The sequence below is a fragment of the Amycolatopsis sp. NPDC114504 genome (assembly GCF_055633595.1).
The window spans coordinates 1258023-1281135 of sequence record NZ_JBVKDU010000002.1; the positions used below are offsets into that span (position 1 = coordinate 1258023).

At 72.4% G+C, this 23113-nt stretch carries 12 protein-coding genes; 3 read left to right on the forward strand and 9 right to left on the reverse strand.

Annotation, left to right across the window (positions count from 1 at the left end; all coding sequences use genetic code 11):
- Positions 1-41 precede the first annotated feature (41 nt).
- The 3 genes from murJ to ACZ7PG_RS17955 all read right to left on the reverse strand — a co-directional run bounded on the left by murJ (position 42) and on the right by ACZ7PG_RS17955 (position 5828).
- Positions 42-1763, reverse strand: a complete 1722-nt coding sequence (gene murJ / locus ACZ7PG_RS17945) for a murein biosynthesis integral membrane protein MurJ (RefSeq protein WP_470240787.1) — start codon at positions 1761-1763, stop codon at positions 42-44.
- A 1357-nt stretch (positions 1764-3120) separates the two neighbouring features.
- Entirely contained in the window at positions 3121-5277 is a 2157-nt protein-coding gene (locus tag ACZ7PG_RS17950; protein WP_470240145.1) for a DUF6049 family protein, read from the reverse strand.
- Positions 5274-5828, reverse strand: a complete 555-nt coding sequence (locus ACZ7PG_RS17955; RefSeq protein ID WP_284743449.1) for an NUDIX hydrolase — start codon at positions 5826-5828, stop codon at positions 5274-5276. The genes ACZ7PG_RS17950 and ACZ7PG_RS17955 overlap by 4 nt, the downstream gene beginning before the upstream one ends.
- Positions 5829-5927: 99 nt before the next feature.
- Here ACZ7PG_RS17955 and ACZ7PG_RS17960 point away from each other — a divergent pair, with 99 nt between their 5' ends.
- From ACZ7PG_RS17960 to ACZ7PG_RS17970, 3 genes are all read left to right on the forward strand, one after another.
- Positions 5928-7370 (forward strand): CCA tRNA nucleotidyltransferase, encoded by a 1443-nt coding sequence (locus ACZ7PG_RS17960; protein ID WP_470240146.1) that lies wholly within the window; start codon positions 5928-5930, stop codon positions 7368-7370.
- A 102-nt stretch (positions 7371-7472) separates the two neighbouring features.
- Positions 7473-8810: a sensor histidine kinase gene (locus tag ACZ7PG_RS17965; protein WP_470240147.1), complete on the forward strand. Its 1338-nt coding sequence runs from the start codon at positions 7473-7475 to the stop codon at positions 8808-8810.
- Positions 8811-8822: 12 nt separating this feature from the next.
- Entirely contained in the window at positions 8823-9674 is an 852-nt protein-coding gene (locus ACZ7PG_RS17970; RefSeq protein WP_470240148.1) for a class I SAM-dependent methyltransferase, read from the forward strand.
- Here the strand turns inward: ACZ7PG_RS17970 and ACZ7PG_RS17975 are convergent, their stop codons facing one another.
- From ACZ7PG_RS17975 to ACZ7PG_RS18000, 6 genes are read right to left on the reverse strand one after another with little or no spacing between them, the layout of a single operon-like run.
- Positions 9675-11582 (reverse strand): TNT domain-containing protein, encoded by a 1908-nt coding sequence (locus ACZ7PG_RS17975; RefSeq protein WP_470240149.1) that lies wholly within the window; start codon positions 11580-11582, stop codon positions 9675-9677. It abuts the gene before it with no gap.
- A 34-nt stretch (positions 11583-11616) separates the two neighbouring features.
- Positions 11617-14448 carry an ADP-ribosylglycohydrolase family protein gene (locus ACZ7PG_RS17980; RefSeq protein WP_470240150.1) on the reverse strand — a complete coding sequence of 944 codons (2832 nt, stop codon included), beginning with the start codon at positions 14446-14448 and terminating at the stop codon, positions 11617-11619.
- 16 nt (positions 14449-14464) lie between these two features.
- The gene (locus ACZ7PG_RS17985; RefSeq protein WP_470240151.1) at positions 14465-16708 is read right to left on the reverse strand and encodes an ADP-ribosylglycohydrolase family protein; all 2244 of its coding nucleotides are present in this window, start codon (positions 16706-16708) and stop codon (positions 14465-14467) included.
- Positions 16709-18124, reverse strand: coding sequence for a TNT domain-containing protein (locus tag ACZ7PG_RS17990; RefSeq protein WP_470240152.1), 1416 nt, complete (start codon positions 18122-18124; stop codon positions 16709-16711). It lies immediately after the preceding gene.
- Positions 18121-18555 carry a hypothetical protein gene (locus ACZ7PG_RS17995; protein ID WP_470240153.1) on the reverse strand — a complete coding sequence of 145 codons (435 nt, stop codon included), beginning with the start codon at positions 18553-18555 and terminating at the stop codon, positions 18121-18123. Before ACZ7PG_RS17995 ends, ACZ7PG_RS17990 begins: the two co-directional genes overlap by 4 nt.
- On the reverse strand, positions 18555-23072 hold the full coding sequence (locus tag ACZ7PG_RS18000; protein ID WP_470240788.1) for a toxin glutamine deamidase domain-containing protein: 4518 nt from the start codon (positions 23070-23072) through the stop codon (positions 18555-18557). The genes ACZ7PG_RS17995 and ACZ7PG_RS18000 overlap by 1 nt, the downstream gene beginning before the upstream one ends.
- Between the last annotated feature and the right edge of the window lie 41 nt (positions 23073-23113).

The following is a 23113-nucleotide window of genomic DNA, read 5'->3' on the forward strand; positions in this document are numbered from 1 at the left end:
AGAATACGACGCGGGAGTCGTCGCCATCCGTACCGGAATCGTTACCCCCGCTTGATCAACCGGGTGAACCTCGAAGTCGCCGGTTTCAGCTCCTCGACCTTCAACGCCATGAGCACGCCGAACGAGACGACGATCCCCACGATGCCCTGCAGGAACAGCTTGACCCATGCCCCCAAGGTCGGCCCGAACGAGTCCGGCACGACCTGCCCGGCCACCCAGGCCGCACCCACGCCGAGCCCGCTGGCGACGACCGTGAACAGGATCACGCCGATCACCCGCTTGCTCCGCAGGTTACCCAGTGTCACCCAAAGCCACACCTGGCCGAGGATCGCCCCGACGACGAACGTCAGCGCGTTGACCATCATGACGCCGAGCACGACGTTGTCCGGCGTCAGCAGCACCGGGCACAGGTACAGCAGCGGCACCTTGACCAGCGTCATCACGATCATGATCAGCGTCGGTGTCCGGGCGTCCTTCATCGCGTAGAAGACGCGCATCTGCAGCATGACCAGCGCGTACGGCAGCAGGGCGAACGCCGAGATCGCGAGCGCCTCGCCGAGCCGCTCGGCGGTCTCGACCGTGCCCTTGCCGAACGTGAACAGCGCGATGCCGATCGAGCCGCCGACCACGGTCATCACCGCGGAGATCGGGACGAGCATCACCGTCGACATCCGGGACGCGTACGACAGGTCGCCGATCAGCTTCTTGTGGTCGCCGTCGGCGGCCGCGCGGCTCATCCGCGGCATGATCGCCGTCAGCAGCGACACGCCGATGACGCCGTACGGCAGCTGGAAGAGCAGCCAGGCGTTGCTGTACGCGGTCACACCACCGGGTGAACCGCTGGTCAGCACGCGCGTGTTGATCGTGTACCCGACCTGGCTCACCGCGACGTAGCCGAGGATCCACAGCGCGAGGCCGCCGAACTCCTTCATCTGCTTGTCGATGCCCCAGCGCCACTTGAACCGGAAGCCCGACCGAAGCAGCGGCGGCACCAGCAGGAACGCCTGGGCGATGATGCCGCCGGTGACGCCGATGCCGAGCGTCAGCACCTTCGGGTCGGTGATCGACGGGTTGACGGTGTCGATGTCCCCCGGCATGACCCAGACGACCAGGATCGTGAAGATGACGACCAGGTTGTTGATCACCGGTGCCCACGCCGTCGGCCCGAAGATCTGCTTGGCGTTGAGCACCGCCGAGAGCAGCGCGAACACGCCGTAGAAGAAGATCTCCGGCAGCAGCAGGTAGGCGAACGCCGTGGTCAGCGACGAGCTGGCCTTGCCGGAGCCGTCGACGTAGAGGCTGGTGAACGCCGGTGCCGCGAGCACCGCGACCACCGTGCCGACCAGCAGCAGTGAGAACGCCACGGTGATCAGCCGCTGGGTGTAGGCGGCGCCGCCGTCGGGCTCGTCCTGGGAGCGGACCAGCAGCGGCACGACGACGCTGGCGAGGACGCCACCCATCAGCAGCTCGAAGATGATGTTCGGCATCGTGTTGGCGACGTTGAACGAGTCGTTCGCGATGCCCTGGCCGATCGCGGCGACCAGCAGCAGCTTCCACAGGAAGCCGGTGATCCGGCTGATCAGCGACGCGATCGCCATCCGGCCGGACGCCTTCGCCAGCGACGGCGCCTTGGCCGGCGCTTCGACCTCTTCGCCCGGCCTGGGCTTGACCAGCGGCCCCTTGAGCGCCGGCATGACCTGGGTGGCCAGCGCGTCGTACGGGCGCATGACGTCCGGGTCGGCGACCGGCCAGCGCGAGTTCATCGGGACGCCGGCGGTGCGAGGGATGAACCGCGTGGCCTCCGGGTCGGCCGGGCGCTGGGCCTCCTCCTGCCACGGCCGGACCGGCGTCGGCCGCCGGGACCCGCGCCCGCGCGGCGGCACCGGGATGCCGGGCGGCGGTGTCCCGGGAGCCGGGTTGCCCTGGGCCGGGGTCGACGGCGGGGCCGGCTGCGGCAGCCTTCCCTGGGCCGACGGCTGTCCCGGCGGACCCGGGGGCGGCGGCACGGGAGGCACCGGAGGCACGGGCTGGACGCGGGTGGGCGCGGGGCCACCGGCGGCACGGGGCGGCTGCCCGCCACGCGGCGGAGGGCCCGGCGGAGGTTGCGGACGAGGCGGGCCTTGCGGCGGCGGGACCCGCCGGGCAGGGCGCTGCGGCTCGCGGGGCGGGGCCTCGTCGTGGACGGGCCAGGCGTCGTGCGGGGGGACGTCGTCGCGGACCGGCTGGCCGTCGCGAGGGGCCCGCTGGTCGCGGATCAGCCCGTCGTCGCGGACGGGCCAGCCGTCGCGCGGGGGTAGGTCGTCGCGGACGGGGCGTCCCTCGCGCACGGGTGCGTCGTCGCGGATGGGGCGGCCGTCACGTGGAGGTAGGTCGTCGCGGACCGGGCGGCCATCACGCGGAGGGCCGTCGTCGCGGACCGGGCGTCCCTCGCGGATGGGTACGTCGTCGCGGACGGGTCGGCCGTCGCGCACCGGTGCGTCGTCGCGGACCGGGCGTCCCTCGCGGATGGGTACGTCGTCTCGGACGGGTCGGCCGTCGCGCACCGGTGCGTCGTCTCGGATCGGGCGTCCCTCGCGCACCGGACCGTCGTCGCGGACCGGGCGTCCTTCGCGGACGGGTCCGTCTATCGGCCGGCTGTCGCGGGGCGGTGCGTCGTCGCGGGCTGGGCGGCGAGGGCCGCCATCCTCACGGGCCGGGCGCCGGGGTGGTGCGTCGTCGCGCGCGGGCCGCCTCGGCGGTGCGTCGTCGCGGGACGGGCGTCGCGGGCCGCCGTCCTCTCGGGGCGGGCGCTGGTCACGGACCGTCGCGTCGTCGGGGGGTGGCATCTGGCGCGTGTGCCCGTTGCGGGGCGGCTGGCGGCGGCCGCGCTCCGGGGGAGGCGGCTGCTGGGGTGGCGGCTGGCGGCGGACCGGCTGACCCGCGCGCGGGGGCCCGTCACCCCGTTGCGGGGGCGGAGCGCCTTCGCGCCGAGGACGACTCGCACGCTCGGGTGGTAAGCCCGGCTCTCTCTCCAACGCGTGCCCAATCCTCGGTGCTCGGTCCGGTGCCCGCGGCCCGGTGCCGCGTACGTGCGGACCAAGGGTAATCGGGAACCGTCCGGAACACTCGAAGGCCGAGGGATCAGTCCACCAAGTCGCGACCCGCGCGGGCGTCCTTCACCCGCCGGTAGATGCGCCGGGAGGCCAGCAGAAGTAGGGCCACACCTGCGGCGACGGTCGCGATGATGGTGATCGCGCCGTACTCCGTCGACGTCAGCTCGAAGCGCGCGGATGACCCGAGCGGGGTACCGGTGGGCGTGCTCAACGACACATCGACGCTGAACCGGCCGGCCCGCAGCGCCTCCACGGGGAGGAAGTACTGCCGGCCGCCGCCGGCGGGGAACGACACTTCCCTGCGGTCGTCCGTGCGGAGGCCGGTGTTGTTGTTGAGCGAGAACCGCGCGTTGATACCGACCGGCAGGTCGTTCACCACGTACACCGGCAGCGGGGAGTTGCCGGACGCCAGCGCGATGGTCTGCTGCGGCTGCCGGACGCTCACCCGGTCGCTGATGGCTCCGATCTCGGCCTGCGCGTTCGCGGTCGCCGCGTCGGCGGGCAGGCCCCGCCAGCCGGTGGAGGAACCGCGCAGCTCGGCCAGCCGGACCGGCGCGACGACGTCTTCCGGCTTCACGCGCTTGGTCGGGTCCAGCTGCATGGCGGACGCCACCCCGGTGGCCTGGTCGTCGAGCTTCGACAGCGTCGCGACGAGGGCCGGGTCGATGGCCGCGGCGGGGTCCTGGCCGCCGTCGCCGACCGCGCCGGAGGACGCCGGGCCCGCCGACAGCAGCGACGGGAGCGACTGCGCCGTGACCACCCCCGCGTTGAGGAAGTCGCCGACCTGCTGCAGGTACGCCGTGAGCTCGGCGGCCGGGGCGTCCCACCGCCGCGGCGGGGCGACCAGCAGGTGGTCCGGGCGCTCCTGCCCGGCCGGCAGGCCGAGACCGGCCCGGAAGGCGAGCGCGCCGAGCCCGTTCTGGCTGGAGATCGCCCGCTCGGTGTTCACCGCGACGGTGACCGAGTCGGGCACGCTCGGCACGCCGCTCATGGCCGCCGAGATCAGGGAGTCGGTCGGCTGGGCCGTCACCGTGCCGCCCTGGACGGTGACGCCGCCGCCCCCGCCGGCGGGCGCCAGCTTCGCCGCGTCCGTGAGCACGGTCTTGATGCCGGCCTGGGTCAGGGCGGTGAGCACCGACTCGTTGAGCGTGCCGTCCGGCCAGAGCACGCCGGTCTGCGGCGTGACGCCGGCCAGCTGCTGGATCGTGGCGGCCGCGGTGGCCGCCTGGGCGACCAGCGCGGGATCGCCGGGACGGATCCGCGAGACGGTGTTGAGGTCGGCGTCGGCGAAGGGCAGCGCCACCGCGCACCGGCTGGTCATCAGCGAGCGGAGGGAGGCCAGCCACGTCTTCGCGGTCTGGGCGCCCTTGCCCTCGATGTTCCCGGTCTCGGTGTGCACCTGGTAGCCGCGGCTCATCAGCTCGACCGTCGTCAGCAGGTCCGGGTCGAGCGCGAAACACATCGACTTCGCGAGGCTCGCGTCGCTCTGCACGGCCGTGGACGCGGCGGTGACCAGCGCGTTCAGCCGGCCGTCGGGGCCGATCTCGTCGGCCAGCTTGTCGTCGCGCAGCACCAGCGGCTGGCCGTACGGCGCCGTGTAGACCTGCGGGACGCTGCTGGTCAGCGGCCAGAGCAGGGTCATGCTCGGCGCGCCGGCGGACGAGTGCCCGGCCGACTTGCCCGGCCCGGCCAGCACCGGCATTAGCATGCTGACCGCGCCCAGGCGGGCGGGCCCGCCGAACTCCGGCGTGCCGTTGACGTTCACCAGCAGCGGGTAGACGCCGGGGCGGCCGAACTGCGCGGCCTTCGACCCGGTCAGGCTCACCGTGATGTTCAGCGGGGCGCTCTGCCCGGGCTCCAGCGCGTCCGCGAGCGGGGTGAACTCGGTCAGCGGGGAGTCCTTGATGACGGCGCCCGACAGCACGTCGTCGATCCCGCGCGTCGTCGTCTGCCGGTCGCCGACCTGCAGGCGCACCTGCGGCCGGTTGATCTTCCGGTCGCCGGTGTTGGTCACCGTGCCGGCGACGGTCAGCGACGTCGTCGAGCTCGTCACCACGCGCGGGTTGAGCTGGGTCAGGTCGACGCGCAGGCGCGCGCCTTCCTCCGCCTGGGCCACCGTGGCTCCCATGAGGGCGGGGACGGCCAGGAAGAGGATGGAAAGGAAGGCTGCGGCGAACCGCTTCACTCGGGGGCTCCCTCAGGGGCGTGCTCGTCTCGTCCGTGGACGTCCGGGCGCGCGAAAAGTTCCTTGAGCATCTGGCTGGCCTTCCGGACGAGCTTGCGCTCGTCGGAGTAGGCGAGTTTGGTCTCCAGCTCGGCCAGCGGGACCCAGGCCACCTCGGTGACCTCGACGTCTTCGTCGGAAAGCTCGCCGCCGAGCGCTTCGAGCAGGAAGTGGTGGACGGTCTTGTGGATCCGCCGCTTCTCGGCCACGAACCAGTAGTCGATGGTGCCCAGCGGCCGGAGCACGCGCGCGGAGATGCCGGTTTCCTCCTTGACCTCGCGCACGGCCGTCTGTTCCACCGTCTCACCGTCCTCGATGTGGCCCTTGGGCAGCGACCACAGCAGTCTGCCGTGCCGGTCGAGCCGGCCGATCAGCACCGCCTGCTCGCGCTCGGCGTCCACCACGAGGCCACCGGCCGACGTCTCGTCGACCGTGGTCAGGCGCCTGCCGCGCTGACGCCTCCGCCGCCTCCGCGGCTTCGAGGCGCCGGGGCGGCCGGCTGATCCAGACATGCTGCGATGCTAGAGCAAACGGTTGCCCCGGTAGGCTGGCTCTCCGTGTCCTGTCCGGTGGTGCCTGTAGTAATCGCACCCGAACCCAGTGGGATTTTCGTGAACGACGTGGTCGCCAAGGAGAATGCGGTGGTGGAGCTGATGCGGCTCTCCCCCCTGGCGGACGAGCTGGCCGAGAGGTTCGCCCGGGCCGGGCACCGCCTGTACCTGGTCGGCGGGAGCGTGCGCGACGCACTGCTCGGCCGGCGCTCCGGTGATCTCGACTTCACCACCGACGCGCGGCCCGATCGGGTGCTGAAGATCGTCAGCGACTGGGGTGACGCGGTCTGGGACGTCGGCATCGCGTTCGGCACGGTCGGCGTGACCAAGAAGGGCATGCAGCTCGAGATCACGACGTTCCGCGCCGACAGCTACGACCGCGTCGGCCGCAACCCCGAGGTCACCTTCGGCGACAGCATCGAGGGCGACCTGCTCCGGCGCGACTTCACGGTCAACGCGATGGCCGTCGAGCTGGCGACGAAGACCTTCATCGACCCGCACGACGGCTTGAGCGCGCTGCGGGAGCAGGTCCTCGACACGCCGGCGACGCCGCAGGAGTCGTTCGCCGACGACCCGCTGCGGATGCTGCGGGCCGCCCGCTTCGCCGCGCAGCTCGGCTTCACCGCCGCGCCGCGCGTGGTCGACGCGATGACGTCGATGGCGGGCGAGATCGACCGGATCACGGCCGAGCGCGTCCAGGCCGAGCTGTCGAAGCTGCTGCTGGCCGACGACCCGCAGCCGGGGCTGGAGCTGCTGGTGGACACCGGCCTCGGCGACCGCGTGCTGCCCGAGGTGCCCGGGATGCGGCTGGCGATCGACGAGCACCACCAGCACAAGGACGTCTACCAGCACTCGCTGACCGTGCTGGCCCAGGCGATCGACCTGGAGAAGTCGCACGAACCGACGTCGGAGCCGGACCTGATCCTGCGGCTGGCGGCGCTGCTGCACGACATCGGGAAGCCGGCGACGCGTGAGTTCCAGGCGGGCGGCGGTGTGAGCTTCCACCACCACGAGGTGGTCGGGGCGCGGATGGCCCGCAAACGTTTGCGGGCGCTGAAGTTCTCCAAGGAGATCATCGACGACGTCTCCCAGCTCGTGTTCCTCCACCTGCGGTTCCACGGCTACGGCAAGGGCGAGTGGACGGACTCGGCGGTCCGCCGGTACGTCACCGACGCCGGCCCGCTGCTGACCCGGCTGCACAAGCTCGTCCGCGCCGACTGCACCACGCGCAACCGCCGGAAGGCGGCGGCGCTGCAGGCGACCTACGACGACCTCGAGGCCCGCATCGCCACGCTCAAGGCCAAGGAGGACCTCGACCGCGTGCGGCCGGACCTCAACGGCGAGCAGATCATGGAGCTGCTCGGGCTCAAGCCGGGGCCGGACGTCGGCAAGGCGTGGAAGTTCCTCAAGGAGCTGCGCCTGGACCGCGGGCCGCTGGAGCACGACGACGCCGTCGCGGAACTGAAGAAGTGGGCCGCGGAGCAGGAAATCGGAAACTTCTGACCAACTTGCTGTGAATTTCGTGGAAGGCTGGACCTGGCCGTCGCGGATCGGTGATACTCCCTAACCTCGGTTCACCGACGTGACCAGGGGGTTGTCCGCGCGATGTCCACCGAAGCGCCCGGCTCGCCGAAGCCGGCGACCGGGGGCAGCTTCTTCGTGGCGCTGCTGCGGCAGGGCGCGCCCGCGATCGCGACGGCCACCAGCGAGCTCACCGACGAGATCGGCGACCCGACCCCGATCCACGCGCTGAAGCGGATCTCGAAGATGGCCGGGCCGATCGACCCGAGCCGGCGCGACGGCCTGCTGCTGCGCGCCACGCGGTACGTCGTGCTCATCCCGCTGGCCTTCCGGCTGCTCGCCGTGCCGGGGCAGTTCGGCGTCTTCGTCATCCGGAACGGCTCGGCCGGGCTCCTGCCGGTCGGGGTGTTCACCCTGCTCTCGGTCGTGGTGAACCTGGTCGGCTTCCGCTGGATGTTCCGCTCGGCGCCGTACCGCGGCCGGGACGCGGGGAAGCTGCTGGCGGTCGACCTGGTCTTCACCGTGCTTTCGCCGCTGGTCCTCGCGCTGACCGTGCCCACCGCGGTGTACTTCGACGCGCTGGCGGTCAGCAGCGTCCACCTCCTCGGCGAGGCCGGGCTGCTGACGCTCGCGCTCGGCGTCCCCAGTGGGCTCGTGTTCGGCCTCGTGAGCTTCCCGCTGCGGATGCTCGCGAACCGGCTCAACACCGGCCAGTTCCACGTCGGTGCCGCCTTCTCGACGTTCTCGGCGCTGCTCGCCGAGCTGTTCCTGGCCGCCGCCGCGCTGGTCCTGACCGGGCTCGGCACCCGGCTGGCGCTGGCCTACGGCACCCGCAACGGCCGGCTCGCCGAGCGCGCCCAGCAGCACCGGATGCTGCACGACACCGTGCTGCAGACCCTCGAAGCGATGGCGCTCTCCGGGAAGTCGAACGCCGAAGAGCGGCTGGTCGAGATCCAGCGGCTCGCCCGGGCGCAGGCGATGCAGATCCGGCACACGATCGAGACGGCCGCGTCCGAGCAGGCCGAGGCCGGCGCCCGGCCGCTGGGCGAAAAGCTCGCCGCGCTCGCCGCCGAGATGGCGCGCGACGGGCTGCGCGCCCAGCTCGTGGTGGCCGAGCTCGACGACGACACGCTGTCGGAGGTCCGGCAGATCGCCATCCGCGACGCCGTGCGCGAGGCCATGCGGAACACGATGAAGCACTCCGGCACCGATCGGGTGGTCGTGCGGGTCGAGGAGCGCGAGGGCGGCATCGCCGTCATCACCCGCGACCACGGCGCCGGCTTCAGCGCGGCCGACCACCCGGCTGGGTTCGGCATCAGCGAGTCGATCACCGCGCGGCTGGCGGAGGTCGGCGGGACGTCGCTGGTCGAGTCGGGACTCGCCGGGGGCGGCACTCGGGTGACGTTGTGGGTGCCGTTCTGATATCCCCACACCATGACCTCGATCGAGCTGCTCGCCGACGCCCTCGCCGCCTACCGCTCCGGTGACCGCGACCAGGCCGCCGACCTCGCCGCCCGGGCCGGCCGCGCCGGGTCCTCGCTGGCCGGCGAACTGCACACCTACCTCGCCGGGGACGGCTCGGCCTCGGTGTACGACCAGCCGAGCGCCTTCACGGCGTTCATCCGCGGCGGCGGCAACGTCGGGCTGTACCGGGCCCTGAGCGCCGCGCTGGCCGCGCGCTACGACGAAGCGAAGCCGGAATCCCTGCTCGACCTGGGGTGCGGTGACGGCCTGGCCGTCGTGCCCGCGCTGGCACAAGCCACGCACGTACCCAGCCGGATCGACCTGGTCGAACCGTCGGCCGCGCTGCTCGAAGGCGTCCACGAACGGGTGCCGTCGGCCCAGTGCTGGCAGTCGACCGCCCAGGAGTTCCTGGCCCGCGACGACCTCGGCTGGGACTTCGTCCAGTCGACGTTCGCACTGCAGTCGATCGAGCCCGAACAGCGCGCGGAGGTGCTTCGCGCGCTTCAGCTGCGCTCGGGGACGCTGGTGCTCGCCGAGTTCGACGTCCCGGAGTACGCCGAAGGCTCGCCGGAGCACCTTCGCTCCCTCGTCGAGCGGTACGAGCAGGGAGTTGCCGAGTACGGCGAAGACGCGTCGCTGGTCGCGCAGGGCTTCCTGCTGCCGGTGCTGCTCGGGATCGTCGACGGGCACGAGCGGACGAACTGGGAGCACCCGGCCGCGACCTGGGCCGAGCAGCTCGAGACGGCGGGCTTCACCGAGGTCGGCGTCGAACCGCTCGCCGACTACTGGTGGTCGCCCGCCGTCCTCATCACGGCGTCTTGATCAGACCCGGCTGAGCGCGCCCGACTCGAGGTGCTGGGCGAGCGCCCGCGGCAGCAGGTAGGCGACCGCGCCGCCCGGCATCCCGCTCCACGGCGCCGTCACGCCGGTCAGCACCCGCATCGAGCGCTGCACTCGGTAGAGCCGCCGCTCGCGTTCGCGTTCGAACGCCAGCGACGTCTCGACGAACCGCGAGCCGTCCGCGTGCACCAGGTTGCCGGTCTCGGGGCCGAACCGGACGACCGTCGTGCCCGGCGGGAGCGCGATCAGGCGCTTGCCGCGGTAGAAGTTCAACGGCGGTTCGCCGCGCATCGGCAGGATCGGCCAGTCGGCGGGCAGGTCGGACTCCTCCGCCTGCCGCGGCGGCAGCATCAGCAGCACGCCGAGGAGGAACCGGGCGGCGTCACCGAGCGAGCCGAACGCCACCGGCTCGTCGGACGGCGGCCGCGAGACCTCCCAGCCGTTCTCGGCTCGCCGCAGCGTCCAGACGCCCTCGGCCGGGATCTCGTTGGCGCCGATCCGGTAGGCCGCGGCCGGCACGCCGTGTTCGGCGAGCCGCTGCTGGAGCAGCTCCAGCGTCTCCGCGCCCCGCAGGTCCCGCACGTCTTCACCGCGCGCGACACGCACGAGCGCGCGTTCGTCCGGCAGGTCGGCGGCCGTCTGCGGCGGCCGCGGCTGGCCGAGGATCTCCGCCTCCGCCGTCGCGCGGACGAGGTCGCCGACGAACGGCGGGCGGAACCCCGCCGCGCGCGCCTGCTCGACCAGCTCCGGCTCCGGCGGCACCCCGTACTTGCGCAGGTAGTGCGGCACGGCGGCGGGCCAGATCCAGGTGCCGTCGGTGTGGAACGCGTTCGGCACGTCCGGCTTCGCGCCCGGCGCGCCGAAGATGTCCGGCAGCGGTGCGGGCCGGTGCAGCGCGACCGGCGCCCGGAACAGGTAGTCGAGCACGCCGCGGACCTGGTCCGGCGGCACCGGCGGCCGGTTGACCACCGGACGCTCGCCTTCGGCGTGCGAGTCGGCGGCCCTGGCGAGCCGGAACGTGACGTCCAGCGGCAGGCCGGCCTTCGCCGTCAGCCACGCCGGCACGTGTTTCGGCGTCCGCGGGAAGGTCGCCAGCTCCAGCTCGTAGGCGGCGGTCGACGGGCGGCCGCCCTCGTTGGGCGGCACCCGCCAGTCCGGCTCGCGGTCGGCGTCGAAGTCGAAGTCGAACGACGACGCCGAGTCGAGCGTGAAGGTGCCCTGGAACCAGGTGCCCACCTCGGGCTGGAACATCGCGGCCCGCAGCCGGGCGAAGAGCCCGCCGAGGCGGGGTACCGCGGGCAGCGAGACCGACACCGGGCCGTCCTCGTCGCCGACCGCGCGGACCTCGATCTCGGAGTAGTCGCCGACCTGCCGGAACTGCGCGCCGACGCGGGTCCAGCCGCCGGGCACCGTGTGCAGCAGCGTCCGCCCGATGGCGCGCAGCAGCGCGTTCTGGTCGCCGGTGCCCGGCTGCGGCCTCGCCTCCGGCGTCTCGGTGAAGTCCAGCCGCGTCTGCCACAGCGCCGTGACCTGCTTCGCCGGCACCGTGACCGAGAAGTCGGTCAGGCCCAGCTGTGCCGCACGGGTGGCGTCGTCCTTGACCCAGCGCAGCGTCAGCTCCGGCCGCGCGCCCGGCGCGACCTCGAAGACTTCTCCGTCGTACTCGCCGAAGGTGCGCAGCGTGAACGTCGCCGGCACCTCGCTCGCCGGCACGACCCGCGCCGGCCGGTCTTCGAACTCCTTGTCGAAGCCCTCCGGCGCCTCTTCGTCCGGCAGCACGGACAGCAGCACGGTGCCGTCCGTCGTCGAACGTTGCGCGCGGAACGTCCCCTCGCCCCACGCCGCGTACAGGCCGTCCGGGCGTTCGGCCACCTCAACCCGGTAACGCACGATTGTCCTCCCCGTCCCCAGTGACCACAGAAACCTAGTCGACCGGGTACCGAGCGAACCACCGGTCGTCACCCGGCGCATCCGGGCCGAACTCGGTGACCGCGTCGTCCGCCAGGCCGACGATGACATCGCGGAGCTCCAGCTGCTCCAGCCAGCTCTGCCGCAGGGCCTCTTCGCCGTACATCGCACCGACGAGATTGCCGCAGACCGAGCCGGTCGAGTCGCTGTCCCCGCTGTGGTTGACCGCCGCGAGCAACGCCGTGTCGGCGTCGGCGGTGGTCAATGCGACGTACACGGACATCGACAACGCCGTCTCGCCGACGTTGCCCTGCCCGAGCGTCTCCAGCTTCTCCGGCGTCGGCGGTCCTTGCTCCGCCAGCGCCAGAGCCGCGTCGAGCGCCGCGCTCTGCTCTTCGTGACCCGGGTGCCGCACGAGCTCGGCCCGCGCGGCCGCGAGGGCGTCGAGCAGCGGTTTCCCGTGCAGCAGGCCGTGGACGAGCACCGCGAAGCAGCCCGAGGACAAATACCCGCTCGGGTGACCGTGGGTCAGCGCCGCGCTCTCGGCACCGAGCCGGAACACCTCGGCGAGGTCGTCCGACCACACCGCGACCGGCGCCGCGCGCATCACGCCGCCACAGCCCTTCGAGTTGTTCACCGGGTGGTCCATGGTGCCCCGGACACCCGAGCGGCCGTACGCCTCCAGCTCGCCGAAGCAGGTCAGCCCCGGCGCACGGCGGCTGAACAGCTCCTGGTGCGTGACCAGCCAGCCATCCGGCGCCTCGACGGCCGACTGCGGCCCGCGCGCGCGGTCCCACGCGACGCCCTGCGTGTGCAGCCAGCGCTGGTAGCCCATCTGCAGCGAGTGCACGACGTCCGCGGAGCCGGTCCGCCGCTGCTGGGCGTGCGCCCGGATCAGCGCTTCGAGCGTGAAGAGCGTCATCTGCGTGTCGTCGGTGATCCGGCCGACGCCGCCGTACGCGGGGATGAAGTCGGTGATGCCGTCCGGTCCGGCGATCTCGCGGATCCGGTCGATCGAGTCGAACTCGGTCTTCGCGCCCAGCGCGTCGCCGATCGCCCCGGCCAGCAGGCTTCCCCGCAGTCGTGAGCGCAAGTCCGGTCCCTTCGGTTCCGTGGTGAAGCGGCCGCTCGGATAACGGCGTTCCCAGCCTGCGTGTTCCGCGGTCTCCGTCTGGAGGCCGTTGCGGTTGAAGTACCAGAAGACGTCGCTGGCGACGTCGTCGAGCAGGCCGAGTTCGGGCGGTTTGGTGGCCCAGGACAGTCCGGGCACGCCGACCCGGGCGCCGACCAGCGCCCCGGCGATGGCGCCCGCGACCGGGCCGGACCGTGCGGCGAGCGTGATCGCCGCTTCCGGGTCGTGTCCGCGCTTGGCCGCGGCGAACAACGCCCGGCCGAGCACCGACCGGACGCTGCGGCCGTCGCCGATGCTCTCCAGCTGCGTGACGTCGTCGGCGTCGCGGTCTTCGCGCAACGCCAGCGTCTCCTCGGCGAGTTCGCCGCCGATCTCCCGCAGACGAAGGTGGACCGGCAGCGCGAACGTGTCGCGGGTGAGCAGGGCCTGGAAGAGGTCGACCAGCAGGTCGACGCCTTCGGCGACGTCGGGGTCGCCGCCGGTCAGCGCGTGGGCGACGTCCTTCGCGTACTGCTCGCCGTCGACGCCGTCGATGGCGACCGCTCCCGCCGGCGTCGCGGCCAGCGCCGTGGCCAGCAACGTCGAGAGGTCGTCGGGGGCGGGACCCGCGCGCCGCGTCGCGACCGCGAGCCAGCCGACCGGGTCCGGAAACGGCAGGTTCGCCGGCACCTCGCCGGTCGGCACCGGCGGCAGGCCGCGCAGCACGATGTCGGTGTGGAACAGCAGGTGGCGCGTCAGCCCGCCCAGCGTGCCGGCCTCCCCGCTTCCCAGCGCGTCGCCGATCGCGAAGCCGACGTACGCGCCGACGATCCGGTGCCACGCGAAGCGCGCGGCCGGCGTGCCGAAGGCGGAGAACTTCCCGAACGTCCACGGCACCGGCCGCGGGCGGGCGTCTTCGTCCACGTGCGCGATCAGGCCGTTCGCACCCAGGTCCGCGGGCCATTCCGGGTCCTGGCCGGCCCGCCGCCGGACACCGTTGCGGTACTGCCAGGCGAACCCGCGCAGGTACCGGACGCAGTCGTCGGGCGAGAGCTCGAAGTGGTGGTCACGGGCGTGGTCGAGGGCGTACCGCAGGTGCCGTTCCAGCAGGTCGGGCGGCTCGACGCCGAACTCCGCGACCAGCCCGGGCAGCGCCTCGGCGACCTCGGGTCCGGCTTCCGGCGCGGGCTCGTCGAGCTGCGGCCGCCGCTCGCCAGGGCCGATGTCACCCAGCTCGGCGGCGGTCAGGCTGCGCACGAGCCCGGTGCCGGGGTCGAGGGTCAGCCCGCTCGACGGCCGGCCGGCGAGCAGGTCGCGGACCACGACCCGCCGGCGTAGCGGGTACCGCCCGGGCACCTTCGCCGACGAGCTGTACGCGATGACTTCCTGCCCGCTGCCGGGGACCTGGCGGACCAGCGGCTCACCGTCCGCCACTGGCACCAGGACCTCGCAGTCGAGCAACGCGGACACGAACTCCGCGCGGCTGATCCAGTTCGCGCCCAGGTAGTTCAGCAGCTTCTGGGCGTCGGTTTCCGGCGGCGGGAAGCCGAGCCAGACCGGACCGGGGCGGTACTGCTCGTTGGCGCGGCGCGGGCCCGTCGGCTCCCCGTACAGCGTGTACTGCGCCCAGCTCCGGATGGCACGCACCGGGATGCCGAGGCCCGGAAACGCCTTCTCGTCGAACTCCGGATCGACGTCGGGCCGCCACTCGACGAAGCCCTCGTCGCTTTCAGTCATGCTCCCCATCCTCGAGCTAACGCCGCGGGTACCGCTCGATCCACTCGTCGCCGAGCGCGCTCAGCGCCGAGTGCCGGTCGAAGTGCCAGTAGGCGTCCGAAGCGACGTTCTCGACCAGGTAGCGCAGCTCCAGCTGGTCGACCCACTTCTGCGGCAGCCCGGGGATACCGGTGCGCGCGCCGAGCAGGGCGCCGGCGATCGCGCCGGTGAGTGCGCTCCGGCCGGAGTGGTTGACGGCCCGCAGCAGCGCCTGCTCCGGGTAGTTCTCGAAGCCGGACAACGCGGCGAAGGCGCGTCCGAGGACCGAGAGCGTCGACTTGCCGTCGCCGATCAGCTCGGGCATCCGCAGGTCGGGCAGCCCGTGCTCGCCGAAGAACGGCACCGACTCGGCGACCATGTCCTTGATGTCCGTCCACTCCGGACCCTGCTGGTACTGGTTGTCCGGGTTGAGCACCTCACGGCTGAGGTTCCAGATCGGGAAGCTGAACGCCTCCTTGGTCAGCGCGTGCTCGAACAGCCAGGTCAGGTAGGTCGCGGCGGCCAGGTCGGGCTCGGTCGGGTGGGTTACGCCGGCCAGGTCGCGCACCGCCTGGCGCGCACCGCCGCTCAACCCGCTCCCGGGACCGGCCATGGTCAGCGCGGCGGGCAGCGCCGGGATCAGCGCGGCCGGGCCGGTCATCGGCGGCGCGCCCCCGGCTTCGGTCGCGAGCTGGTGGTACGAGTTCAGCTCGGCGTCGTCGGCGTCCCGGCGGGCGTGCAGGTCCGCGACCTGCACGAGCCAGCCGTCCGCGTCCTCGAGCGGCGCGCCCTGCGTGCGCAGCCAGCGCTGCAGCGCACCGCGGACGACGCCCGGGAAGAGCTGCTCGGCCTCGCGCGACTCCGGCTGCTCGCGGTGCGGGCTGCGGATCACGGCCTCGGTGTAGAACAGCAGCCGCTGCGTCAGCGAGCCGATCCGGCCCGCCTGGTCGAACGCCGGGATCAGGTCGGTGACGCCCTCGATGCCGAACTTCGCGTGGATGTCGTGCAGCGGCATCCGGTCGACGGCCGCGCCGAGCGCCTCGCCGAGCGCGAAGCCGACGTACGCGCCTGTGACGCGCTGCCAGCCGTAGCGGAAGCCGTCGAGGTCCCGCTCGAAGTACTTGCCGAAGGTGTCGAGCCGCGGGGTCGCGCGGCCGGCGTTGTCGTACGTCGGCGCCAGGCCGTTCGCGCGCAGGTCGTTGGGCTTGGCGCGCGGCGGCTCCGGCATCTGCAGCCGCTTCAGCCACGACTCGCCGAGCACGGTCTTCGCGCACTCCTCGGCGGTCAGCTCGTACCCGCGGCGCCGGGCCTTCTCGGCCGCGGCGAGCGGCGGACCGACCGGATCCGGCAGGCCCATCCGCGACGCCGTGTCGGCGGCGACGCGGATCAGGTCCTCCTCGGCCTCCGGGCAGCGGCCGTGCACGTCGATGCGCGGCTCGTGCCGCGGGAAGCGCTGGACGATCCCGGCGAGCTCGCCGCTGGAGACGTCCTCGATGGTCGTCGGACCGCCGTTGATCACCAGGTTCGGCGGGTGCTCGAACTCGGCCAGCGTCGCGACGTCGACCTTCCACCAGCCGTGCTCGCGCGAGGGCAGGTTCCGGGTCGAGCTGAACACCTTGAGCTCGTTGCGCTCCTCGGCGAAGTAGAACCGGTCGGTCTTGCCGGTCTCCAGGTCGAGCGGGATGAAGACCTCGCACCGGATCAGGCCGATGAGCAGCAGCTCCCGCGTCAGCCAGCCGACGCTGGCGAACGACAGCAGCGTCTCCATGGTGTTCTCGGGCTTCGGGTAGCCGCGGCGGATCGGGCCCGCCTTGTACTCGGGGTTCTCGCGCTCTTCGCCGGTCTGGTTGCCCTCGGCGTCGACCTTCACCCAGCCCGCGACGGCCTGCAGCGGCACGCCCAGCTCACCGAGCCCGGCCTTCACGTACTCGGGGTCGACGACCTCGCGCCAGTTCTCCTGGCCGGGGAACGCCACCGGCACCGACAGCCCGCCGGGGTGCGGGTGCGCCTGCCGCAGCTCGCCGTCCGGCTCGCGGACGACGACCGACGGCGGCGGGAAGATCTCCTTCTCCGGCCGTCCCTCGTCGAGGAACGCGATGGTGTTGTAGGGCACCGACCAGCCCTCGGGGATGCGCAGCACCTTCTCGGTGTCCACCCGGAGCCCGGCGGGACCGGAGACGTCCGGGCCGTGCACCGCACGCAGCCACTGGCCGACCTTGGCAATCGCTTCCGCCGCTTCCACCTACTCGATCCTCTCCAGGCTTCCGTCGGACTCGTGCTCGGCGATCGTCTTCGGCAGCACGAAGGCCACCGCACCACCCGGCAGGTTCGCCCACGGAACCGTGATGCCGGTGATCACGTGCAGAGGGCGTCTCAGCCGGTAGCTCCGCCGTTGCCGCTCACGTTCCAGCGGCAGCGACGTCGTGGCGAACCGTACCTCGCCGTGGTGAACGAGATTGCCGGGTTCCTCGCCGAAGCGCAGAACGACCGTACCCGCCACCAGCCGGGTGATGCGCTTGTTGCGGAGCAGGGTGAGGGGAGGCTCACCCGGAGCCGGGTGGACCGGCCAGTCGTCGAGCTCCTTGGCGGTTTCCAAGGGCGTTTCGTGCCCGGCCGTCATCCGGGCGGGGTGCAGCAGCAACGCCCCGAGCAGCTGGTGGGCGGCGTCTTCGAGCCGTTCGAAGTACTTCGGCTCGCGGGGTTCCCCGCCGGCGTAGGCGGCGACTTCCCAGCCCTCGGGAGTGAAGTTGAGGCACCACGTGCCGTCGGCCCGGTCGCCGACGCGGTACGCCTCCGGCCAGACGCCGTGCTCACCCAGCCGCTGGACCAGGACGATCAGCAGCTCTTCGTCGCCGAGCTTCGGGTCCGGCGTGGTTTCGAGCTCGGCGGCGACGTCACCGCTCGTCGTCTTCACGTCGGCGCGGCCCGGCTTCGGCCGCGGCTCGCCCAGCAGGTCGGCCTCGGCGGTCCGGCGGACCAGCGGCTCGACGTACGGCGGCTGGAAGTGGTGCCGGCGGATGTGCGCGACCAGGTCCGGCTCCGGCGGCACGCCCTTCTCCGCCAGCAGGTCGGCCACCGCGGACGACCAGATCCAGGCGCCGTCGGTGTGGAAGCGCTCGTCGCCGTCTTCGTGGACGACGGCCTCCCGCTCGAGGTACTGCAGCACGAGCGGCGCCTCGGTGTCGGTCAGCGGCGGGCGCTCGACGTCCGGGTCGCCGATCTCGGCGTGCCGGAACACCACGCCGAGCGCCAGCTGCGCGCGCAGCCGCCACCAGTCGGGGATGTGCTCGTCGGCCCGCGGGAACGCGACGAGCTCCTCCGGGTAGGCGGCCGAGGGCGGCGCGTCCGTCCACACCGGATCGTCGTCGAGGGCGAAGTCGAAGTCGAAGGTGCCGTCCGGGGTGAGCGTGAAGCGCGCCTGCAGCCAGGTGCCGCGGTCCTCGGCGTACATCCCCTCGCGCAGCTCGGTGAACAGCTCGCCGACGGCGTCGGACGTCGTCGCGTTGTGGCCCTGGAGTTCCGTGTGCGCCCCGACCTGCCGGAAGTCGATCGCGGCCGGCCCGGCGGCGTCGGTCCGGAGCTCGCGCACGAGCTTTCCCAGCTGCACCAAGAGGGTGCGCTGCTCTTCGGGCGAAAGTCGTTGTTCCACGTGAATCATCGCGCCAATGTCGAGGTGAAGGTGAAGGTCGGGGCCTCGCCGGCGTCGCGGCGAGCGAACTCGTCCTCCCACATCTTGAAGGTGCGCCGGTACAGCGAGTCGATCAGCGCGCGCTCTTCCTTGGTGATCTTGCGGTGCTCCTCTTCCGCGGCGGCCCAGATCGCGTCGATCGTCTGGTAGAGCGCGAAGATCGGCCCGTCACCGCGGAGGTAGTGGTGCCGCTCCTCCTCGGTCCGGCGCACGAACCGGTCGCGGTCGAGGCTCCGGATGTCCGGTCCGTGGTCGAAGAGCACGTCGGTGACGTGCTCGTTGTCTTCGTCGAACCGGCCGGTCTTCCAGTTCAGGATGCGACCGGTGAGCCCGCCGTCGGGCGTGCTGTCGACCACGTAAGGGTGGTCGTAGTGCTCGAAGTAGGCCGGCGTCTGAACCATCAGAGACTCCCCTGCAGCGCGTTCCAGAACAGCTCTCGTTCGCGCTTGATCAGCCCGTCGATCAGGGCTCGTTCGTCGGCGGTGTAGGTCCGGCCCTCGGCCTTCGCGAGCGCCTTGAGGTCACGGCGGACCTCGTACAGCGAGTGCTCGTACGCCGAGACGTCGTCCAGCGCCTTCAGGTGCAGGCGCAGCTCGGCGACGTGCCCGTCGATGCGCACGCTCATCTGCAGGTCGCGGTAGCCCGCCGGAGCGGGGTTCGCGAAGCGGTCGTCGAAGTCGACGATCTCCAGGTCCGGGTGCTCCGCGATCCGCGCCAACGCGGCGTAGGCGTCCTGCACGCGTTCGAACTGGATCATCGCGCCCGCGAGGTCGACCAGCCGCGACGCGTCGCCGTCGTAGTTGGTGTTGATCTTGTCCATCGCCCGGCCCTCGGACTTCGGTCCGGGCCGGAACCCGGCGTGCCCACCGGTGTCCTCCGCCAGCGGCGGCAGGATCTCCTTCAGCTTCGCGTCGGCCCGCGCCGCTTCCGCGTAGCGCTCGGCGAGGTACTCCCGCGTGTACGCCTCGTCCCCGGCCTTGCCCAAGTCGAATTCGGCCTGCCGGCGGTGCTGCTGGGGGTGCCCCTCCGCCTGGTCGGTCACCTCGTCGGACGTCTCGGCCTGGTCCGGGGTGAGCGGGGTCGGCTCCGCGTCCGGGCCCACCGGCTCCGCGTCCGGATCCGGGTGGTGCGCCTCGTGCACGGCGTCGGCCAGGATCGGGATGGCCTCGTCGTGCACCAGCAGGCTCGCGATCGTCTCCGGCTTGCGCAGCAGCGAACGCGTCAGGAACTCGTTGGCCGGGTCGTGGAGCAGGTCGACCAGCTCGGGGTGCTCGGCCAGTCGCGTCCGGACGAACTCGCCGACCGGTCCGAGGTTCTGCGGGTTCCCCTCGTGGTCCTTGACGACGAGGTCGGTGGTCGCGCCGTCGAGCGCTTCGGCGACCCGGGGCTGCGCGAGGAGCTCGTCGAGGCGGGACTGCGGGGCGCTGCCGTAGCCGCCGTGGTCCGTCGTCTCGGCGTGCTCGGGCTGGATGTGCACCTCGTCCGGCGTCCCGACGTGCATCAGCTTGATGCCCTTCGGCGGCTGCGGCAGGTGCATGAGGTCGCCGGACTGCGGGTCGATGAACGCGACGCCGTCGCGGGTGTGCACGACCATCGCGACGTGCCCGTACTCGACGCCGTTCGGGCCCTCGTACTTCACCGCGACCACGGCGTGGTGGTCCACCGGCAGGTCCCGCATCTCGCGGATGACGTCGTCGTAGCTGCCGCGCTCGGAGAACGTCTCGCCGAAGCGGCCCTCGAGGTGCTCGAGCGTGCCGCGGGTGCCCATCTCGTGGAAGAGGATCGGCTCGGCCGTCATGTCCCCGCCGCGCAACCGGTCTATGTACGCCTCGGGCGCGCGGGTGCAGTTGGACATGTACCCGTTCTCCAGCGCACCCGGCTGGTGGAAGCCCGGGTTGACCTCGCGCAGGTGCGGGTGCCGGTCCTGGACGTAGGCCGCGCGCTCGGACGGCGTCGCGGCGCCGGCGTGGATGGCCGGCTCGGACGGCGGGTTCGTCGCGCGCGCCAGGTGCCCGTAGTCGGGCTGGGGCTCTGGCGTCGGCGGAGGTTCGTGCGTGTCGAGGACGTCGCTGACCTTGGGGTGCTCCGGCGGCGTCGCGACGTGCTCGGGCTCCGCCTCGCCGAAGCCGCCGAGGCGTTCCATCAGCGCGGCCTGCTTGCGCCGTTCGAACTCGGCCGCGTTGTGGTCGTTCTCGGCGCGGCGCTCGGCCATCTTCTGCCGCGCGGCCTCGGGGTCGAGGTAGCGCGGGTGGCCGGGACCGATCTCCTCGGCCTCGATGACCCACTTGCGGCGGCCCTCGGGCGTGATCTCCAGCCGCCGCTCGTGCACCAGCAGCTGCGTCCCGGGCGGCGACAGCGACTCGCGCTCGGACGGGTTCTCGGCGAGCTTCGAGATGTCGCGGAGGTTGTCCGAGCGGACGTGCAGCTCGACGTCGTCGCCGAACTTGCTGGTCGAGAACTCGCTGGTCTTGATGGACGCGCTGGAGAACGACGGCTCGACGACCACGTCACCGGGGTTGTACGGCCCGGCGACGAGCTCGGCCAGCCGCGGGTCACCGCTGACGTCGAAGGCGCGGATGGTCTCGCCGGACGTGCGCGGGACCTGGTTGAGGCCGTCGGTGATGGCGCGGGCGTTCGCCTGCGCGAGGTCGAAGCCGGGGTGGCCGGGGCCGCGCCGCAGGGCCTCGTTGACGTCGTAGGCGTACTCGCCACGGGTGTAGCCGTGGACCGCGACGGCGCCTTCGTCGGTCAGCGGCATGCCGGCGGCGTCGCGGCGGGCGAGCGCGCGGTCGTGGACGTCCTGGTAGATGCGCTCGTCGCCGACCGCGCGGCGGATGCTCTCGTGGTCGGCCGGAGTCCCGCGGTGGTCGTCGTCGAAGAGGTAGCCCTCGTCGTGCGGCGGCCGTTCGGTCGTGGGGTTGAGCCGGTCGGTGATCGTCGGCGTCTCGTGGTGGCCGAGCGGCAGCTCGCGGATCGACGTGGCGTCGTGCGGCAGCTCGGCGAGCCGTCCGGTGACAGGATCGGCGAACAGCACCCCGTGCTCGGTGTGCACGGCGGCGACGAGTTGTCCGGTACCGGCGTGCTCGAAGGCGACGGCGGTCCGCGCGCCGACGGGACGTTCCCCGAGATCGCGCGCGACGTCGTCGAAGCTGCCACGGTCACGCCACGGCCCGTCGAGGCTCTCTCCGCGGGCAGGCCCGGCGACGACGTCCTCACCGTTCATCCGCCGGTCGAAGGCGGTCATCGACTCGGCGGCGTTGGTCCGGAAACCGTGTTCGCCCGGGCTGTAGTGGTTGCGGGTGTTGACGGCGGCGAGCTCGGGAACGGCGTCACGGACGAGCCGCGCGTGCTGCTGCGGAGTCTCGACGGACCCGGCGTGGAGCACGGGCGGCCCACCCGGCGTCAGCGGCTCGGCAAGCCGCGACCAACCACCTTCGGGCGCGTGCGTGGCAGGCGGCCGCCGTTCGGCAGGCGGCGGCGCGGGTTCGTCGCCCCCGAGCAGCTTGAACAGATCACCGGACGGCTTGAGGTGCGGGTACTCGGCGTAGAACTGAGCGTCCTTCTCGGCGGCTTCGCGCTCGAAGCGTTCTTCATCGGCGCGTTCGGCGGCCCGCCGCTCATCGATCGCATCCCGGGTATCACCGCGATACCGCGGATCCCCCGGCGCGACCTCTTCGGCGTGCACGATCCACTGAGGCTGGTCCCGGGCACCGGGGCGGTTCTCGAAATCGGGGTGCTGAGGGTGTCCCGGCCCCATCTCGACCCCGGTGATCTCGAACTGCGACCCGGCCTTGAAGAGCACCTCACGCTCACGCCCGATGCTGGCCATGGACTCGACGTCCCGCCCGGTCCGCGACTCGATCCGCATCTCGACCTCACCGGCAAAGGTGCTGCGCGGATGCTCCGCATCGACTTTCGACGAGCTGAGGAAGGAGGGCTCGGTGATGTGCGCGCCCTCGTGGAAGCGCCCGAGGAAGGCCTGAAGCCGCGAGGGATCGCCGTGGAAGTCAACGCGTCTGGAGACGGTGCCGACGTGCGGCGGCAGCTCGTTGAGCCCGGAGACGAGCGCCCCGGCCTGAGGGGCGAGGCCCAGGAGTTCGGGGCCGCCGAGGCGAAGAGCCCGGTTGAGCGGCCCGACCATCTCGTGCCGCGTATAGGCGTGCACGGCGAAGGCGCCGTCGTCGGACATGCCGGGGTGGAACTGGTCCCGCCGGGCGAGCGCTTCGCGGTGGACCTGTTCGTGCCGCCACTCGCCGGTCTCGGGGCTTTGGCGCCCGGAGTCCATGAAGGTGTCCTCGATCCGCCGGGTGCCGGCGGAGTCGTGGGCGCGGAAGCCGGGATCGTCGAGGTAGGGCTCGTCGGGGAGCTCGTACCGCTCTTCGGGTTCGTGCTCGCCCGCGTGCTCCTCGGTTACAGGTGGCTCGTGTTCGGCCGAGTGCTGCTCAGTTGGTGGCGGCTCATGGGAGTGCGTCTGCTGAGCCGCATGCTGCCCGGCGTCTTCGGCGTGCGGCGTGCCCGCTCGCTCCTGGCCCGGACGATCCAGTTCGCTGGCATGCTCCGCGTCAGGTCGCCGTGCCGGCGCCTGGTCTGCCGACCGTTCGGCACCGGACGCATCCCGCTCGGCGCCAGTCGATTCGTGGCCAGCAGGCTGTCCATCCCTGGGCTGCTCGACGGGCCGCTCCCCGGCGGGCGCCGCTTGCTGGGTCGGCTGGTTCTCGGTGAGCGCTGCTTGCTCGGTCGGCCGCTCGCCTGTCGGCGCTGCCTGTTCGACCGGCTGCTTCGCGGCGGGTGCCGCTTGCTCGGCAGCCCGTTCGTCCGTCGGCGTTCGCTGCTCCGCCTGGCGGCCTTGCTCGACGGTCGGTTCCTGCCCGGCCGCGGGCGGCCGCTCGTGAACCGGGGCGTGCTCGGCTGCGGGCACGTTCGGCTCCACCGGCCTCGCGGCAGGCCGCGACGGCTGGT

Excerpts from the sequence above, each read along its gene's own strand:
- murJ (WP_470240787.1), bottom strand. The coding sequence starts at position 1,763 with ATGAACTCGCGCTGGCCGGTCGCCGACCCGGACGTCATGCGCCCGTAC.
- ACZ7PG_RS17955 (WP_284743449.1), bottom strand. The coding sequence starts at position 5,828 with ATGTCTGGATCAGCCGGCCGCCCCGGCGCCTCGAAGCCGCGGAGGCGG.
- ACZ7PG_RS17965 (WP_470240147.1), top strand. The coding sequence starts at position 7,473 with ATGTCCACCGAAGCGCCCGGCTCGCCGAAGCCGGCGACCGGGGGCAGC.
- ACZ7PG_RS17970 (WP_470240148.1), top strand. The coding sequence starts at position 8,823 with ATGACCTCGATCGAGCTGCTCGCCGACGCCCTCGCCGCCTACCGCTCC.
- ACZ7PG_RS17980 (WP_470240150.1), bottom strand. The coding sequence starts at position 14,448 with ATGACTGAAAGCGACGAGGGCTTCGTCGAGTGGCGGCCCGACGTCGAT.
- ACZ7PG_RS17990 (WP_470240152.1), bottom strand. The coding sequence starts at position 18,124 with ATGATTCACGTGGAACAACGACTTTCGCCCGAAGAGCAGCGCACCCTC.
- ACZ7PG_RS17995 (WP_470240153.1), bottom strand. The coding sequence starts at position 18,555 with ATGGTTCAGACGCCGGCCTACTTCGAGCACTACGACCACCCTTACGTG.